The 16,233-nt window shown below is 38.6% G+C and carries 17 protein-coding genes; 4 read left to right on the forward strand and 13 right to left on the reverse strand.

All coding sequences use genetic code 11. The features are described from left to right. Positions 1-47: 47 nt before the first annotated feature. Positions 48-914, forward strand: coding sequence for an MBL fold metallo-hydrolase (locus AN944_RS04470; RefSeq protein WP_055023396.1), 867 nt, complete (start codon positions 48-50; stop codon positions 912-914). A gap of 78 nt (positions 915-992) precedes the next feature. Here AN944_RS04470 and AN944_RS04475 read toward each other — a convergent pair whose 3' ends face one another. From AN944_RS04475 to AN944_RS04490, 5 genes are all read right to left on the reverse strand, one after another. Beyond that, positions 993-1,763 carry a phosphotransferase gene (locus AN944_RS04475; protein WP_235530846.1) on the reverse strand — a complete coding sequence of 257 codons (771 nt, stop codon included), beginning with the start codon at positions 1,761-1,763 and terminating at the stop codon, positions 993-995. A 190-nt stretch (positions 1,764-1,953) separates the two neighbouring features. Next, on the reverse strand, positions 1,954-2,127 hold the full coding sequence (locus AN944_RS21350; RefSeq protein WP_080915983.1) for a Trm112 family protein: 174 nt from the start codon (positions 2,125-2,127) through the stop codon (positions 1,954-1,956). Next, the gene (lpxK, locus tag AN944_RS04480) at positions 2,114-3,130 is read right to left on the reverse strand and encodes a tetraacyldisaccharide 4'-kinase (RefSeq protein ID WP_055023397.1); all 1,017 of its coding nucleotides are present in this window, start codon (positions 3,128-3,130) and stop codon (positions 2,114-2,116) included. Before lpxK ends, AN944_RS21350 begins: the two co-directional genes overlap by 14 nt. Then, positions 3,131-4,930, reverse strand: a complete 1,800-nt coding sequence (msbA, locus tag AN944_RS04485) for a lipid A export permease/ATP-binding protein MsbA (protein ID WP_055023398.1) — start codon at positions 4,928-4,930, stop codon at positions 3,131-3,133. It lies immediately after the preceding gene. A gap of 39 nt (positions 4,931-4,969) precedes the next feature. Beyond that, positions 4,970-7,492, reverse strand: a complete 2,523-nt coding sequence (locus tag AN944_RS04490; RefSeq protein ID WP_082419892.1) for a DNA internalization-related competence protein ComEC/Rec2 — start codon at positions 7,490-7,492, stop codon at positions 4,970-4,972. 28 nt (positions 7,493-7,520) lie between these two features. Between AN944_RS04490 and AN944_RS04495 the strand changes: the two genes are divergently transcribed. Beyond that, positions 7,521-8,024, forward strand: coding sequence for a DUF2062 domain-containing protein (locus tag AN944_RS04495; protein WP_055023400.1), 504 nt, complete (start codon positions 7,521-7,523; stop codon positions 8,022-8,024). A gap of 115 nt (positions 8,025-8,139) precedes the next feature. Here the strand turns inward: AN944_RS04495 and AN944_RS04500 are convergent, their stop codons facing one another. The 3 genes from AN944_RS04500 to AN944_RS04510 are packed head-to-tail and all read right to left on the reverse strand — an operon-like array spanning position 8,140 to position 9,911. Beyond that, a complete protein-coding gene (locus AN944_RS04500; protein ID WP_055023401.1) occupies positions 8,140-8,379 on the reverse strand; it encodes a DUF3624 domain-containing protein in 240 nt (79 codons plus the stop codon). 21 nt (positions 8,380-8,400) lie between these two features. Further along, on the reverse strand, positions 8,401-8,973 hold the full coding sequence (locus AN944_RS04505) for a GNAT family N-acetyltransferase (protein WP_055023402.1): 573 nt from the start codon (positions 8,971-8,973) through the stop codon (positions 8,401-8,403). A 35-nt stretch (positions 8,974-9,008) separates the two neighbouring features. Beyond that, positions 9,009-9,911 (reverse strand): LysR family transcriptional regulator, encoded by a 903-nt coding sequence (locus tag AN944_RS04510; protein ID WP_055023403.1) that lies wholly within the window; start codon positions 9,909-9,911, stop codon positions 9,009-9,011. Between the two features lie 135 nt (positions 9,912-10,046). Between AN944_RS04510 and AN944_RS04515 the strand changes: the two genes are divergently transcribed. Continuing rightward, complete coding sequence (locus AN944_RS04515; RefSeq protein WP_055023404.1) at positions 10,047-11,045, forward strand: NADP-dependent oxidoreductase; 999 nt, start codon at positions 10,047-10,049, stop codon at positions 11,043-11,045. A 79-nt stretch (positions 11,046-11,124) separates the two neighbouring features. Here the strand turns inward: AN944_RS04515 and AN944_RS04520 are convergent, their stop codons facing one another. Further along, positions 11,125-12,084 (reverse strand): LysR family transcriptional regulator, encoded by a 960-nt coding sequence (locus tag AN944_RS04520; protein WP_055023405.1) that lies wholly within the window; start codon positions 12,082-12,084, stop codon positions 11,125-11,127. A 145-nt stretch (positions 12,085-12,229) separates the two neighbouring features. Between AN944_RS04520 and AN944_RS04525 the strand changes: the two genes are divergently transcribed. After that, entirely contained in the window at positions 12,230-13,039 is an 810-nt protein-coding gene (locus tag AN944_RS04525) for a helix-turn-helix domain-containing protein (RefSeq protein ID WP_055023406.1), read from the forward strand. A 392-nt stretch (positions 13,040-13,431) separates the two neighbouring features. On the opposite strand, the gene AN944_RS04530 is transcribed toward AN944_RS04525, so the two are convergent. The 4 genes from AN944_RS04530 to AN944_RS04545 form a co-directional block, all read right to left on the reverse strand. Further along, positions 13,432-13,815, reverse strand: a complete 384-nt coding sequence (locus AN944_RS04530; protein WP_055023407.1) for a hypothetical protein — start codon at positions 13,813-13,815, stop codon at positions 13,432-13,434. 115 nt (positions 13,816-13,930) lie between these two features. Then, positions 13,931-14,398: a nuclear transport factor 2 family protein gene (locus AN944_RS04535; RefSeq protein WP_055023408.1), complete on the reverse strand. Its 468-nt coding sequence runs from the start codon at positions 14,396-14,398 to the stop codon at positions 13,931-13,933. Positions 14,399-14,542: 144 nt separating this feature from the next. Next, entirely contained in the window at positions 14,543-14,857 is a 315-nt protein-coding gene (locus tag AN944_RS21760) for a hypothetical protein (protein WP_200913359.1), read from the reverse strand. 369 nt (positions 14,858-15,226) lie between these two features. Then, the gene (locus AN944_RS04545) at positions 15,227-15,715 is read right to left on the reverse strand and encodes a DUF3859 domain-containing protein (protein WP_055023409.1); all 489 of its coding nucleotides are present in this window, start codon (positions 15,713-15,715) and stop codon (positions 15,227-15,229) included. Between the last annotated feature and the right edge of the window lie 518 nt (positions 15,716-16,233).

Genomic DNA, 16,233 nt, shown 5'->3' on the forward strand with positions numbered 1-16,233 from the left:
CTAGTTAATCTAGCCAAAGGCGTGAATATTAAAACAGGACACAACAGATGAAACTAAGATTGTTCAGTAAATTACTCGCACTATCATTAATTAGCACTGCAGTTTATGCTGATGATGACCGCTTTAAAGATGTTCAAATCACCTCACAGCAACTTACACCCACAACCTATATGTTTACCGGCTCTGGCGGTAATATCGGTGTATCAGCTGGTGCAGATGGCATATTAATTATCGATGATCAATTTGCACCACTCGCAGATAAAATCAGTCAATCATTAAATAAAATTCAACCAGGACAACCTAAGTACGTCATTAATACCCATTATCACGGCGATCATACTGGCGGTAATGCCCACTTTGGTGAACAAGGGATCATATTTGCTCATCACAATGTACTGAAAAGACTCAGTGCCAAGCAAGATACCCCAAAAGCAGCCCTGCCCGTTGTGACTTATTCCGAGGATGTTGCCATTCATTTTAACAATGACACGTTAACTCTGAAGCATATGGGGCCAGGACATACTGATGGCGACAGTGTGGTGTTTTGGAAAAATGATAACGTTATACACATGGGGGATTTATTTTTTAAAGACCGCTTCCCTTACGTTGATTTAAATGGTGGTGGCTCTGTTATTGGTTATCGAGACAATGTTTCAAAGGTTATATCATTAATAGACAAACAGACACAGATAATCCCAGGTCATGGTTCGCTGGCCACTCAGGATGATTTATTAAAGTTCAAACATATGCTTGATGAAAATATTCTATGGATGGAAAAAGAGCTCACTGAAGGTAAAACACTAGCGCAAGTACAAGCAAGTGGCGTACCTGAGAAATGGAAAGATTGGAGCTGGGGTTTTATCACGGAGAAAAAGTGGATCGATACTTTATATAAAGACTTAAAACCTCGCTAATCATCTACTTATTTGAATAAAGCGATTCATTCTAAAACAAGCCGCTTATCAGCGTAGCAGTGACAAGCGGCTTTTTATTTAATGGTACCTAAAGTGCCATAGCACCCAATACAATGGTTTTAAATCTTTACCACCTATACCTTGAAACGGTTTTGCAAAATAGTATAACCATTGCCAAGACTTTAAAAATTGCTTGGCTTGTTGCCAAATAACCTCACCACCAGCTTGTCGATAAGCCGTTATCGCAGCCGAAATCTTTTCTTTATCATTTATGTAGCGGTATAGGCTATGCACATAAACTAATACATCTCGAATTTGTTGGTTCAACAAGGTGCCCTTTTGCTGATTGGCCTCAAAATCGATAAATTTAACTTCACCGGCATCCCAGCTTATGTCGCGTAAAGCCGGTCTTCCATGTGCATGATCCATCAAATGCAAATCAGCTAAACCTTTACTGGTATCATTCAAAATACGCTGTAATTCATCACTGGCTATATCATCACTTTCAAGCCAATCCCTAACCGTGCGCCCTGCATCTTCAACAACGAGATATCCATCGCCACTGGCATGTACCTTGGGAACTGGTGCACCATCGTTTTGTAAAAGTTTCAAAACTTGAGTTTCTTTGTATAAGGCTTCGGCTGAATCAGATTTTAAAAAGCGCATCGCTCCAGATAACTTTTCAACTTGTTTAAGCCAATAGCGCTTACCTTGATATTCAAAATGACTGATACGCACACCTTCATTTAAAATAAGCATTTGTGCGACTTTGTCCTGAAAAGAATGCATTTGAGTCATTTTTTGTCCGCCATACCGAATTAAGTATTCAGTATCTAAGCTATAAGACATAGACTTCAAATTTTTCGAGGTGAACTGGCTGACTTTTACGTCAGTGTATAAATAGTGCAATTACTCTATAATCAGTACCTACATACTAATAACAACAAGTGCACAATAGTTAACCAACGAATTGATATGTAGCATGGGATTTAAATCAAAAAAAAAGCGCCTTAAAGGCGCTTTTTTAATAATGATTTTTTTAAGACTCTAGCGGTAATGCTCGGTTTTCAAGCAAAACAGGAATGCCTTCAGTAATTGGATAAGCGAGCTTGTCAGCTTTACAAATCAATTGATCTGCTTCTTTATCAAATTCCAACTTACCTTTACATACTGGGCAAGCCACAATCTCAAGTAATTTTTTATCGAACGCCATGGAGGTTTCCTTGTTTAACTTTGACGACTTGTTCTAGTCTATTCAAAAATGCTTGATCAAAACTTTTATTAAGCTTCGCATTTACTGGCAGATACCACCAGTTTTGTTGTGCAAAATCGCGACATTTAACCGCATCTTTCTCTGTCATTATCAATGGATGCTCTTCAGAGAGTTGCGCTAATACCTGTTTATCAAATGCCTGATGGTCTTCAAACTCATGAGTTTGAACAATGTCGTACCCTAACGCGCTAAGACTATCGAAAAAACGTTGCGGATTACCAATCCCCGCCATAGCCACTGCGGGTTCAGATTGCCAAGATGAGGTATTAGAAGACGCTGCAGAGTCTACCTTTGTTAATGAACACGGTGCTAATTGCATTGCCACTTCATCATTTTGCGCTGCACCACCATTGTTGATCACCCAATCAATAGTGTTTAATCGCCAAATGCCTTCTCGTAATGGCCCTGCAGGAATTAAGCATTCATTACCGTATCGTCTTTGCCCATCTACAATCGCAAGTTCGATATCTCTGGCTAAGGCATAATGCTGTAAGCCATCATCACTAATAATCACATCAACATCAAAATCAGATAACAACTTCTGCGCCGCATCAATACGCTTAGCGCCAACCACCATGGGAACGTTTGTACGCGCCACAATCATGGCTGGCTCATCACCCACATCTACCGCTTTATCGGTTAAATTAACGGCTTTCACGCCATTAATTTTAACCCCGTATCCGCGGCTTATTACCCCAGGCTTATAGCCATGCTGGCGAAGTAAATCAATTAAGTAGATAACGGTAGGCGTTTTGCCACTGCCACCAGCTGTAATATTACCCACGACAATCACAGGTACAGGTAAAGTTTCAGCTTGTTTTATCCCGAGTGAAAACCCAAGGCGACGCAACCAAGTAATAAGCCCAAATAACCAGCTCAATGGCATAAGCAACCATTTTGCCGGATGACCTTGATACCAAATTTTGTTAACTAACGCCTGCATTTAATTACCAAATTGCATTTTATACAAGTTAGCGTAAACGCCTTCTTGCTCAACTAGCTCAGCATGCGCACCGCGCTCGACAACTTTACCTTGGTCGATAACAAGAATTTCATCTGCAGATTCAATCGTTGAAAGTCGATGTGCAATAACAATGGATGTACGGTTGTGACGTAAGTTATCTAACCCATGTTGAATGGCTTTTTCAGATTCAGTATCTAAAGCCGAGGTTGCTTCATCTAAAATAAGTACAGGCGCATCACGTAACATAGCACGAGCAATGGCAATCCTTTGACGCTGCCCACCTGATAGTAAAACGCCATTCTCACCGACTTCGGTGTCTAAGCCTTCTGGTAGAGTTTCGATAAACTCCATTGCATAAGCAAGTTCAGCAGCTTTAACAATTTGCTCTCGAGTCACTTCACCTGGGTAGGCATATGCAATGTTATTCGCGATAGTATCGTTAAATAAGGTCACCTGTTGTGATACTAAGGCGACTTGATTACGCAAAGACTTCAATTTGTAATCATAAATACTGACATCATCTAAGGTAATATCACCTTCAGAAACACCAGTGTAAAAACGCGTCATTAAGCTGGCAATGGTCGACTTACCTGACCCACTTCGGCCAACCAAAGCAATGGTTTTGCCTTGTTTTACTTCAAAATCAATATTGGTTAACGCTGGCTTTTCAGTGTCTGGATAACTGAATGTCACGTTATTGAATTTCAAGTTACCTTTAACTCGTGCAACTTCATATTCACCCGTATCAGATTCAGGGGCGGTATCAAGTAGCTCAAACACGGTTGTACACGCTGCAATACCACGCTGAAATTCAGCATTCACTCGCGTTAAGTTTTTAATTGGCTGCAGCATTGCCATCATAGCGCCTAAAATAGCGGCAAAAGTACCAGCGGTCAGTTCTTCTTTTAATCCAGGAAATGTTGCGGCATACAATACAAACGCAAGAGCAAATGAGCCGATAATCATAATCACTGGCTGACTGATTGCTTGGGCGACAGCTAACTTCATATTTTGATGACGGTTAGAATCATTCACCTTGAAAAAACGATTTACTTCCGTTTTTTGACCACCAAACGCCAATACATTTTTGTGGCCTTTGATCATTTGTTCTGTCGTCGCTGTGACCCCACCCATAGCTGATTGGATCTGCTTAGAAACCTTACGAAAACGTTTACTGACAAGGCTTATAACTATCCCCATTAATGGGCCAATCACTAATATGCACAGGGATAGTTTCCAAGAATAAAAGAACATGATGGCTAACATTGCAATGACTGTAATCGAGTCACGTACTATAGAAATAAGTGCACTGCCGGATGCTCGAGCGATTTGTTCAGTATCGAATGTAACTCGAGAAATTAAATTACCACTGTTTTCTCGGTCAATATAACTGACAGGTAAGCGTAAATAATGTTCAAACACTTGCTGACGCATATCCATGATTAACTTAGCACTCATGTAGGATACACAATAGGTCGATACGAAATTCGCAATCCCCCGAAGTGTAAACATACCAATGACCACAAGTGGCGCCATTAACATAATGTCTTTGTTGGCATTAAACCCGCCGTGGGTCGGAACTTCTACGCCACCAACGACATTAGGCGTTTGACTAAAGCCTTCATCGATAAAAGGTTTAATGAACGCAATAAAAGCGGCGTCGACTAAGCCGTAAGTTAACAGACCTAAGATTGCTAACAAAAACATTCCTTTCATCGGAATGAGATAAGTAAGAAGGCGTTTAAATACGCTCGACATTTCGTTATTAGTTGTTGTCATTGATTACGTTAACACTTGAATAGCAAACAAAGGGTTATTCTACTCTGCTTTAACTTTCTCACCAAATCTAAACAGGCTGTTATACCAAAATGGCGCAATATCTGAACGATATTCACGAATAGCATAGTTTGATGGTTCAAAATCTATACTAATCTGACCCGAGTCACCGCTAACAAGTGTTTTAGCTCCTTTAAGTTTGTAACGATTTTGAATATCTTCTTTAGGAAATCCATATTGATTCGCGTAGCCTGCGGTAAAAATAACATGCTTTGGTGACACTGCATCGATAAAGTCTAGTGTAGACGATGTTCGACTCCCATGATGCGGTGCAAGTAACACATCAACGGGAGCTAAAACTTCTCGCTTAAGGAATTCATACTCTGTTTCTTTTTCAATATCCCCAGCCAAAAATAGCCGCCGTTGAGTATCAATAATATAAGCAGCACAGGAGCGGTTATTATCATTACTTTCAAGTGTATTAATATGCATCTCAATGGTTAAGTTAAGCCACTTTATTTGGTTATTTTCGCAAAGCATATGTGCTGGCGCTTCATTAGCCAGCTCAGAGCTTACATTAATACTTCTATCGATAACGGCTTGCTCTGCTATGACAATCACCTCTGGGTAATGTTTGGTTATGACATTTAACCCTCCAGCGTGGTCATTATCATTATGGCTCACAATGACGTAATCTAATTGAGTAACCCCTTTTGCTTGTAACATAGGGACAATAGCTCGCTCTGCATAAGAAAAACTCTCCCCATACGCGGCGCCTGTATCATAAAGTACACCACGATTTCCCTGCTGCAATAGTACTGACATGCCTTGAGCTACATCAATAACATGCGCTTGCCAATGAATCGGCTTTAGCGTTGAATCTGTAATGATTGGCTCATTATCGGCGTGCTGAAATGGATCAATGTGATGTAAAGTCCAATGCTGCACTGTCAACATGACAAAGGGAATACACAACAAACTTGATACGACTCGCCATGTTTTATGCACTGACCATTTTATTAAAAATAGTCCCAATATGAAGAAAGCCACACTCAAGATGAGATTATCTGGCAACCTCACTAAAGCGAGTGGCCAGGCGTCACTAAAGCCAATTAACCACTGAAAAGGGCTAAGTGACAAATCAGCTAATTGCATTACAGTTTCGCCAAGTATGTACGACCAGTTTTGTGGTAAGGGCATTATCATCAACAGTAAATTGAGCACCAAAGCGATAATGCTTAATGGAATAACCACAAAGCTAAACCAAGGCACCATAAGGAAATTAACCCAAATACTGTGAAATGAGAAAGTGCCAAACAATACCGCTTGCACCAAACCTAAAGCTAATGCCAACCGCCATTGCACAGCCCCAAATACAACAAAAAAAGCCTTACATTGACTGGTTAAACGTCTAAACCTAGTTTGATGTTCTTGAACAAAACGCTGATAAATGCTTGGTTGTTCCCTATTAGAGTCAACACTATCTATACAATCAGTGCTATCACTTTCTTGTGAAAGCGCGGTTTGTTGTTGAAGCGAGGTATAGTCGATGGTTAATAAAATAATGGCAAGCGCACTAAAAGACAGCCAGAAACCAGCGCTTAAACTCGCAAAAGGATCAATTAATAAAACAGCAAATAACGCCCAAATGAGTCGCTGCCATGTTGAAGCATATTGATTGACCATGGTGAGGACCACAAGTGCAAGCAACATCACCAAGGCACGTTGTGTTGAAATGGCAAAACCAGCTAAATAGCCATAACCCAAAGCAAACACAGTTGCTATGAGCATAGATAAAAGCAAGTTTCTGCGACTATAATGCGGCCAACATGTAAACAGCATCCCACGTGATAATAATAGAAAAAGTCCAAAAACTACCGATAAATGCAAACCAGAAATAGCCACTAAATGCCCAGTTCCAGTTTGACGTAACTGTTGCCATTGCTGCTTGGATAATAATGATTTGTCGCCAAATAGTAACGCCTGCATAACAGCGCTATTGTCTAAGCTCCTTAATACAGGTGTTAGGTTATCTATGATTGTTTGCCTAAAAGGCGCAAAATAGGCGACTAACTCCCCTTGCTTCACCGTGCCTTTTGCGACGATATGACGGCTTAATAGGTACTTTTGTTGATTAAAACCACCTTGATTAAGCGGGCTGGTAATCGGTTTAAGTCTGGCATTTAACAGCCAAGTTTGACCGACTTTTAATTCAGGCGGTTGCTGCCAAATGAGTCTATAGTAGTGGTCATAAAAGCGACTTTGTTCAGAAAGCAGCCGAATATCGAAACTTATCCAGTCGCTGTTTACGCTAACTAGTGATACTATCTCTGCCTTAAATTGTTTTTTGACAGGGATATTTGATTCTTGTGAAGAAAATAGTGAATTAAAACAAATAGAAACTAGCAACACTCCAAAAAGTGTTCCACTGATGAACGACCACTTTTTAAAAGTTACTAACACTATTATCAAAGTGATAGACGCCATCCATATAGGAAGTAGGCTTGGCAGCAAATTGCTAAAAAGCATACTGGCGCAAAAACCATAAATGAATCGATTTATCATTGATTAATTAAAGACAGTAATCGCGTATATGCCAAAAAAATTATTACAAAAATTTATGCCGAAGCCTGAAACAATACGTAATCATAAGTATTTACGTATATTTGGCAGCTTATTAAATGATCCCAATTTATGGACGTTGAATCGAAAATCAGCGCCAGGATCATTTGCTATTGGCCTTTTTGTTGCTTGGTTGCCTTTACCTTTTCAAATGGTTATTGCTGCAGGTATGGCCATTTATTTCAAAGTTAATATTCCCCTCGCCGTTGCGCTAGTTTGGTTAACTAATCCGATTACCATGCCGTTTATGTTTTATGCTGCCTACCTATTAGGTGCAAATATCCTCGGGATGGATACGACTGACTTCGCATTTGAAGCCAGTTGGCAATGGGTTGAAAGTTCAATCGGTACAATCGGTCCACCATTTTTGTTAGGTTGTGTTATTTTGGGGGCAATTTTTGCGTTAATCAGCTTCTTTGTGATTAAAAGTCTATGGAAATATTCGATACTATTTAAGTGGAAAAAAAGAAGCTAACCTAAACCGTGATATTGAATGAAAAGCCAGCATTTAAGCTGGCTTTTTACTTTCTCAAATCGACTTTAAGCAAGTGCGATTGAAACAAGAATACATGAGAGTTAGCTGCACATATTTATTCAGCTGCTGATAATTTTCGATAAATCAGTACCACTAAGTGCAAACTTAACAGTCCAGAAAATGCAATGCAGAAAAACAGTAACGCAATCGATTCAACCAACGTCGGGTTATCAGCATAATTCCAGCACCACAACGGCCAACAGATAAGACTCAATACAGTAAGTTGCATCATACACGCTCGGCAACGACCTATCTTTTGCTTAAAAATAGACTCTTCACAGTCTTTGCAAGACATCACCACACCCCTTTATATACTTCAAGCAGACTCATAGGAAAGGTGCTCTTTATTTAATAGTGCAAAGGCGCATTCATCCCCCCATTTTCCTTTAAAAAATATGTTTTGTATAAAATGCCCTTCTTTTCTAAAGCCGAGCCGCATCAATAGTGTCATTGACGCACTATTTTCAGCATCAGTTGTTGCGGTAATTCTATGTTTTTTCAATACAGAAAATAAATAATCAATCACTGATTTCATCGCTTCAGTTGCGTAACCTTTTTTTTGTGCCGTTCTTGCTAAGGTAAAACCGACTTCAACCTGCTGCTCATCAACAAAATGTAGTGCGATATCACCAATTAACTGTTGCGAGTCTTTTTCAATCAAGGCCAATTGAAACCAAAGGCCTGCAACACCGAACATTTGGTAATCCATATTAGAATAAAACCGCAGGGCATCTTCTTCAGTGTAATCATTCCAGCTTTGGTATTGAGCAATGATAGGATCCGCTCGATAAGCTGAAAAATTGGCTAAATCATCAGTTTGAAAAGCCCGTATTGTTAATCGTTGTGTATTCAAATGCGGTACTTGAACGGGCTTATTGGTTGTCTTCATTCCTAATACCTTACCTTTTATGAATGATTAATAGGTTAAGCATGTTTAATTCTTGCCACTAAAAAATCCACTGCTGCTTTGACTTTTGGCACATGGTAGCGGTGTTTTTGATAAATCAAATATACCCCAAAATCATCACTTTGAGTGGCAGACAAAGGTGGCTCAAAGTGTAACTCAGTTAATTCATTACTGGCTAAAAACGACGATAAAACCCAGCGTGGCATCATCAAAATACCTTCATGTTGTTTTGCCTTTGCAATTAGCCACTCCCCCACATTGCTAATCGCTGCAGCTGGTGCTGATACGTCTTGCCACTGACCATTTATTTTACTCAGCCAAGGTACACGACCATTTGGTGAGCGATAATATAACCCTTTATGATCTTGCAGCTCTGATGGATGTGTTGGCGTTCCCATTGTGTCGAGGTATTGCTGAGTTGCAGCAGGGATAAATTGATTGTCCATTAATCTAATCGCCATAACGCGATCATTTGGGGCATAACCACCTCTAATAGCGATGTCTACATCATCACGACCAACCGAGGACAATTCATCACTAAGCTCAATATCTAAAATAACTTTTGGGTATAAGCGAGAAAACTCATCTAAAAGCGGAATAAGCACTTCTCTGCCGATACCAACCATGGCGCTTATTCTCAGCTTTCCCATTGGCTCTGTTTGATACGTTCTTACTGCTTCATTGCTTTGTTCAAGCTGTAGCAATAGTTGTGATACTTGTTGATAGTACTCTGCGCCAATCTCAGTCAATGATACGGCTCTAGTTGACCGTTTCAATAACGTCGCACCTAAGCTTGTCTCAAGATCTGCCACTCGCCTTGATAATGAAGAAGCAGGTACTGAAAAGCTTTTGGCTGCGTGAGTAAAACTGCCAGTTTCTACCACTTTGATAAAATATTTAAGCGCTCTTAATTGATCCATACCCCACCCATTATTGTCATAAAAGCAATAAAGAAAGACAATTAGCCCACTATATCTTATCAATAATCAAAGTAATAATACTGTTTATCTTATTCACACCGATACCTAATTATCGATCTCATTGAAGGAAGCAAAATGAGTACATTTACTGCAATTAACTTAGTCAAACGCCCACAAGGCGGACCAATTACTCAAGATATTTTTGAAATCGTATCCTTACCAATGCCAAAGGTTAACCCGGGTGAAATTCTCGTAAAGCAAAACTATATGTCACTGGATCCCGCTATGTTTGGTTGGATGCAACCAGATACTGACAGCTATATCCCCCCAGTTAACTTAGGCGAGGTCATGCGCAGTAGTGGCGTTGGCGAAGTCGTTGAAAGTCATCATCCTGATTTTAAAGTAGGCGATCGAGTGATGGGTATGATGGGTTGGCAAGAGTATTTCCACAGTAACGGAAAAGGCTTAAATAAAGTAGATGCACCTTTACCTGATGAAACTATTCTATCCGTGTTCGCGCTTCCAGGGCTTACTGCAACACAGGGGTTGTTCAATGTTGGCAAACCTAAAGCGGGTGAAACAATAATAGTAACAGGCGCTGCGGGCTCTGTCGGTTCTATTGTTGGCCAACTTGCTAAAGCAGATGGACTTCACGTCATTGGTGTTGTTGGTAGTGATGAAAAAGCCAATTGGATTGTTGATGAGCTGGGATTTGATTCAGCCATAAACTACAAAACAGCTGATTTAGCAGCAGAATTAGACAAGTTAGCTCCACAAGGTATCGACTTATTTTTTGAAAATACTGCAGGTCCAATTCAAAGCCTGATAGTAGACAGAATGAACCCTCACGGACGCGTAATGGTTTGTGGTCTGATTGCTGATTACAGTAAACAGACACCTGCGCCAGGACCAAGTTGGATGAATATTCTAAAAAGGCGTATTACAGTACAAGGTTTTACCATGCCAGATCATTATTCTGAAGTACCAAGCTTACTGGAAAAGCTCACTCCCTACGTGCTGCAAGGTAAAATCAAACACAGATCGCATATTCTGGATGGATTAACGTCATCTATTGAGGGGTTAAACTTATTCTTTAGCGGAGAAAATAAAGGAAAATTGATGGTAAAACTCTAGTTTTATATTAGCTTTCCAAGATAACTATCACGCCTATGTTTAATTAAGCATAGGCGTGTTACTAATTAAGTTATTTTCTCTAAAACTTATTTCGATTAGGAATAATGTCGATAGTGGAACTGAACTGTTCAAGTAACGTTTTTACGACTCTTTCTGAATCAGAATAAATTTGATCTTGGTGATTGGCTTGCAAATAATACAAAGCGTAACTTAACTGCGATGGTAACAAGCTTGCCAAGCGTTTCGGCGCTTCATAATAATAATGGTCAGGATAATAATGGCAAGAAAACTTGTCTGCTAACAAGATGGTGTTTTCTTTTTGTAAATAATGAGACAGCAAAGAATGCGACTCTGAACGATATTTAAACTTAAAGCCTTTTGTTAGATCATTATTCTCTAAAATTGGCTGTAAGCGGTTAATGCCCGAAAAAATAATCCCTGCAAAATCATGATCAACAAAGCCAGTCTTTTGCATGCCATCCTCAATCCATTGATTCGGTTTAGCAGAAATAAACACAGCTTGATTAATCACAAGTGGAATTTGTCTGATTTCTTTTGGTGCATTGATTGGAAATAAGTTCAAACCAATGTGCACATCTCCATTAATAATTTGGTCTAAGCTATGATCATTCCAGTGAGTAAAATTAATCTTGGCTTTAGGTAATACCTTCTCAACTGTATCCATTAACGCTTTTGCAATCACATCAATAATCGGACTCGCAATTGAAAAATTAATTTCTCCATCAAAGTCATCTTGATTGAGAAAATCTTCAGGATAGAATCGTTTATCTAATTGAATAAGTTCGCTTGCTAACCCTTCACCTATTTCTGTGGCACGCACAGTCGGCACTAACTGCCCTTGCCCTTTGATAAACAAAGGATCACCTGTGGCATTTCGTAATTTGGACAAAACTTGGCTTACTGCAGATTGGGTTATACCTAATTTAGCCGCCGCAAGTGTTGTACTACGAGAGCGATATAACTCATTAAAAATTCGTAAGTAGTTTAAATTAATTTGTTCTGAATACTTTCTATACACACGCCAATACCAAATCAAAATTCAACACTGATATTAGCATAGCTTATAGCTGTTATAAGTAGCACTCGTCACATATGTTAACTAGGATTTGCGTCGTCTATTTAATAACGTAATCCATTTCACATATGTATCCAGGGGGAAGATAGTGACGACGCAGCTCAATGAAGCAGTTTTTTGCAAAGAAAACTTTGCTACCGTATTAAGACAGTTTCGTAAATCATACCGCTTATCTCAGCAATCACTTGCCGATGATTTAGCGACTAACCATAGCTTATTTAAAAACATCAATCAGTCAATGGTCAGTCTATGGGAAAAAGGCACTATCTTGCCTTCGCTAAATCGCAGAGTCGGTTTAGCCAACTTCTTCAACCAATGTTATCAGTATGACGAACATGAATTGAAAGTGGTTATCAAGGCACGTAAGCACAAAACTGCTATCAATGAAAAACCGAATATTTATAATTATAATATCAATCAAATCAAAGAGTTCTGGTTTGATGAAATGACTGAAGATGAAAAAGCATTAATCTATAACGCACATGCGTCTCAAAGTGGATATGACTTTAATGAAACCATCGAGCACATTGACTGTAAAAGACTAAAAGTAGTCTGCTTTTACTACAATAATTCAATCATCGGGCATTTGGCCTTTTGCGCAGCACAAAACGGTTTAATTAAGTTAGCCAGTGTGGTCGCTATCGATAAAAACATTAAAATGAATATCTTTAAATTCATCCAGACATTGTCATCTGACTTAATGTTAGTTATTCCAAGCTTTATTAAATATTACAGCCATATGCTCAATGATATTTACCTTGAAGAAATTAAAAATGACTCACCTATTACACTACACGCTGGTAAGAGTGAGGTTGTTTTCAATAACCCGTTTGTTAAGCACGTTTTAGACGGTAATGATGATTTAGCCTTGCTTCGTTTCGAACAGCACAATGACTAATCAATCTATTTATCTCTGATCGATTTATTGCTAATCGATTTATAGTTAGTCGATTTATAAGAGTTACGCAAAAAAAGTATAGCGCCTTGGATAAACGATGTATCACAAGTCGCTGTCTTTTCTGTGTAAACTTTACCGGTATGAACACTACCCAGATTCATCCAACAGCAAACTTAATCACTGAATTTAACATTGAAAATACATCAATAACCACTAGCTTCAACTTGGCTTAATTAGGCGTCTACCATCTTATCAGCACTCACATTAACTAAGTCAGCCCAACTTTCTAGAACATTTATAGCCTGGTGACAATGATAACTGCTGCACTAATTCTGGTAGATGTTCAGATAGATGTTCAGATAGATGTTCAGATATATGACTAACGTGTTGAACTATCTAATGCTGTTAAAGCGAATAACATCTTTATGTAAGCCATAAGCCATATTTACACCTGATGTATGATTTATGAAAAACTGAATCCAACCGTTACTAATTCCAGCTTCCCAATCATCAATTTCACCGTAACGATTTAAATAGCGAGTGACCTTTGAATTAATGCCTTCTTCAGTTTCTCTACCTGCCGAATCGTTATACCAAGTTGAAGTTACGATACTTTTTCTCTCATAGAAACCACATTCCCAATTATCAAAGACGATTTTATAAAATTCATCTTCTTTATCGGTACGCTTTTCTATTTCAGAAGACAATGACTCAAGTATGTTTAAACCTTCATCTAAACTAATCCCTAATGGAATATGTGGTGACTCTAATTGCATGATACTCCTTACGCATAACGCCACGCCAAGCGTGAAAAAAATTGTTTGGGGAAATAAGCAAGGAACATACAAGACTAACTGTATTTGTCCATTCTTGAGCGCCTTGAATGTGAATTTATTCGTGATATTTACGAATGACAGCCACTTTTCCATCCTCAATTTCTAGTACTTCCATCATTGTTTGAGAGTACTCAATAGGCTGATTATTTTGAGGGTGAATACCTTTAGCGTAGTCTTTATATCTAATGGCAATAGCTGATTGATTGAAAGTAAATACGTCTAATAATTCAGCTTTGTACTCAGTATGAGCACCTAAATAGAATGTCATCCCTTTACGCATATCACTTTTACCAGACGGTAAGCGAGAATCATCAGTAACCCAAGGCAGATGCGAGTGACCAACATCGTCGGTTAATAATGCTAAATATTCTTCTAATTCTTTTTTTGTAGCTGTCGGGCTTTGCGTGGCGACCATTTTATCAAAATACAACTTCGCAAACGCATCGAGATCTATTTTTGAATCATTAGCTAATAACGAACCGGAAAACAAAATAGTCAATGAAAGTATCAATAGTTTGTTCATAAGAAGTCCTTTTCTAAGATTTACATAGCGCCTACTAATGGACGCATAAATACCTGGCTAAAATTATCGACGTATAAGCGCAAGCCAAGCGTTTTGCACCCTTTTGGGTAACTTGTTATGTACCGATTTCGCACAAAACTTTGATTACATTAACGTGCTCATCACCGACAAGTCCAATATTTGGTGGTACTTAATTCCTGAACGCTTAACCTCTGCGACATCCAATGCCAATTTTGCCTGTTCAGGATCATTATTTATTAACGCAAATGATGCATGCCATTTAAATTTGTCTAACGAAAACATTAGACGACTCTTATATTTATGAAGCACTGAAAGTACATTGGAATACTCACTCTCAATTGCTTGAGTCGCAACAATATATGGGTAATCGACATAAACTGTTGTCTGGTGATTTGGAAATTCATCTTCTCGTTTAAGTACAGCTCGATAAGCTTTCATTGAGTTATCTATATCATCGATAGTCATAAAAGCGCGAGCTTGCGCAGAGTATGCGCGAACATCTTCATATTTATCTGTTCGTGTTTCAAAATATTCATTTATTAAGCGTAAGGATATTAAAGGGTATGAATTTGCTAAATATGAAGATTGAATAACAAGATATTGATCTCGTTGAGTACGAGCACGTTTTAACTTTGCGTAAAACAGCGTTTATATTTGATCATTCCATTCATTATTTCTATACCAATCATCAGATGACATAGCTTTCCTTAGGTACATAACGCCGCCATAAGCGGCTAAAAACAGTTGGTTATAATTTGTGAGGCACGAACGCAAGCCATGCTTATTGCGTCCTACTTTAGTGTCTTGTTAGCTTTCTATTATTTTAAAATTTACCACTTTAAGAACCTTTTCTTTATCTATCATTACAACGAACTTGTAATCTCCTGGAGTGAAGCGCTTATCATTTTCCCAAAGAAAAGCTTCATAGTCAGGATTATTAGGAGGAGATATAAACCAATACCCTCCTTGAGAGAATTCAACATATTCATTCGTACTTTCATCCAAAACACCTATGAAAAATGCAAGGTTATATTTCTTTTTATTGATATTCTCTATTCGGATACCAAATTTCTCTTCTATGTTTTTAGGGATTTGATAAATTTTGTAACCATCTTCAAATTCAAAATCTAAAGCATCAGGTCTCATTTCATAAAAGCCACCAACTTCAATAATTTTTCCAAATTCAATTTTAAAAGCTGCATCATTTATCTCTGAAGGGCTACGCTTACCTACATTTGGATTGTTAGAACAGGCCGCCAAAAATATTAATACTAGAGTGATTAAATATACTCTCATCTATCCCTCGAAAGCTAACGCCGCAAATAAACGGCTAAAAATAGTTGGCTATAATTTGTGAGGCACGAACAAAGCCAACTGTTTTTTGTCCGCACTTTTTAATTTGCTTTGTTATATGCCCAATTACACCTTGAGATTTATAAATATCACCCTAGCTAACATTAGTAAAACTGTAAAAATAAGAGCTAATGTAACAAACATGCCTAACAACCCCCAAAACACGACGTTCATGGGTAGCTCTCTCAAAGGCTGGTTTACATCTATGTTTAATATACTGCCCATGTAGTGAACAAAATACACATATAAGAACGTGGAAATAGACACTAGAAGTGTATAAACGAAGTAACGAACAACCTTTGCTTTTGGGTTCGGAGCAGAATCAAACCTGAAATCGAATTTATTCAAGGGTTCTCCAAGTTCGTGTAGGGCATATAACGAATGATATGGACTCCCCTTACCAAATGGCCACTATGTGCCATATTGAAAGTGCAAACATTCAATCAAGGAGAGTCCATATG

The sequence above is a fragment of the Shewanella sp. P1-14-1 genome (assembly GCF_001401775.1).
GTDB classification, from domain to species: Bacteria; Pseudomonadota; Gammaproteobacteria; order Enterobacterales; family Shewanellaceae; genus Shewanella; species Shewanella japonica.

Excerpts from the sequence above, each read along its gene's own strand:
- AN944_RS04495 (WP_055023400.1), top strand. The coding sequence starts at position 7,521 with ATGCCAAAAAAATTATTACAAAAATTTATGCCGAAGCCTGAAACAATA.
- msbA (WP_055023398.1), bottom strand. The coding sequence starts at position 4,930 with ATGACAACAACTAATAACGAAATGTCGAGCGTATTTAAACGCCTTCTT.
- AN944_RS04470 (WP_055023396.1), top strand. The coding sequence starts at position 48 with ATGAAACTAAGATTGTTCAGTAAATTACTCGCACTATCATTAATTAGC.
- AN944_RS04545 (WP_055023409.1), bottom strand. The coding sequence starts at position 15,715 with ATGAGAGTATATTTAATCACTCTAGTATTAATATTTTTGGCGGCCTGT.
- AN944_RS04515 (WP_055023404.1), top strand. The coding sequence starts at position 10,047 with ATGAGTACATTTACTGCAATTAACTTAGTCAAACGCCCACAAGGCGGA.
- AN944_RS04505 (WP_055023402.1), bottom strand. The coding sequence starts at position 8,973 with ATGAAGACAACCAATAAGCCCGTTCAAGTACCGCATTTGAATACACAA.
- AN944_RS04500 (WP_055023401.1), bottom strand. The coding sequence starts at position 8,379 with ATGTCTTGCAAAGACTGTGAAGAGTCTATTTTTAAGCAAAAGATAGGT.
- AN944_RS04490 (WP_082419892.1), bottom strand. The coding sequence starts at position 7,492 with ATGATAAATCGATTCATTTATGGTTTTTGCGCCAGTATGCTTTTTAGC.
- AN944_RS21350 (WP_080915983.1), bottom strand. The coding sequence starts at position 2,127 with ATGGCGTTCGATAAAAAATTACTTGAGATTGTGGCTTGCCCAGTATGT.
- lpxK (WP_055023397.1), bottom strand. The coding sequence starts at position 3,130 with ATGCAGGCGTTAGTTAACAAAATTTGGTATCAAGGTCATCCGGCAAAA.
- AN944_RS04510 (WP_055023403.1), bottom strand. The coding sequence starts at position 9,911 with ATGGATCAATTAAGAGCGCTTAAATATTTTATCAAAGTGGTAGAAACT.
- AN944_RS04475 (WP_235530846.1), bottom strand. The coding sequence starts at position 1,763 with ATGTCTTATAGCTTAGATACTGAATACTTAATTCGGTATGGCGGACAA.
- AN944_RS04530 (WP_055023407.1), bottom strand. The coding sequence starts at position 13,815 with ATGCAATTAGAGTCACCACATATTCCATTAGGGATTAGTTTAGATGAA.
- AN944_RS21760 (WP_200913359.1), bottom strand. The coding sequence starts at position 14,857 with ATGAAAGCTTATCGAGCTGTACTTAAACGAGAAGATGAATTTCCAAAT.
- AN944_RS04535 (WP_055023408.1), bottom strand. The coding sequence starts at position 14,398 with ATGAACAAACTATTGATACTTTCATTGACTATTTTGTTTTCCGGTTCG.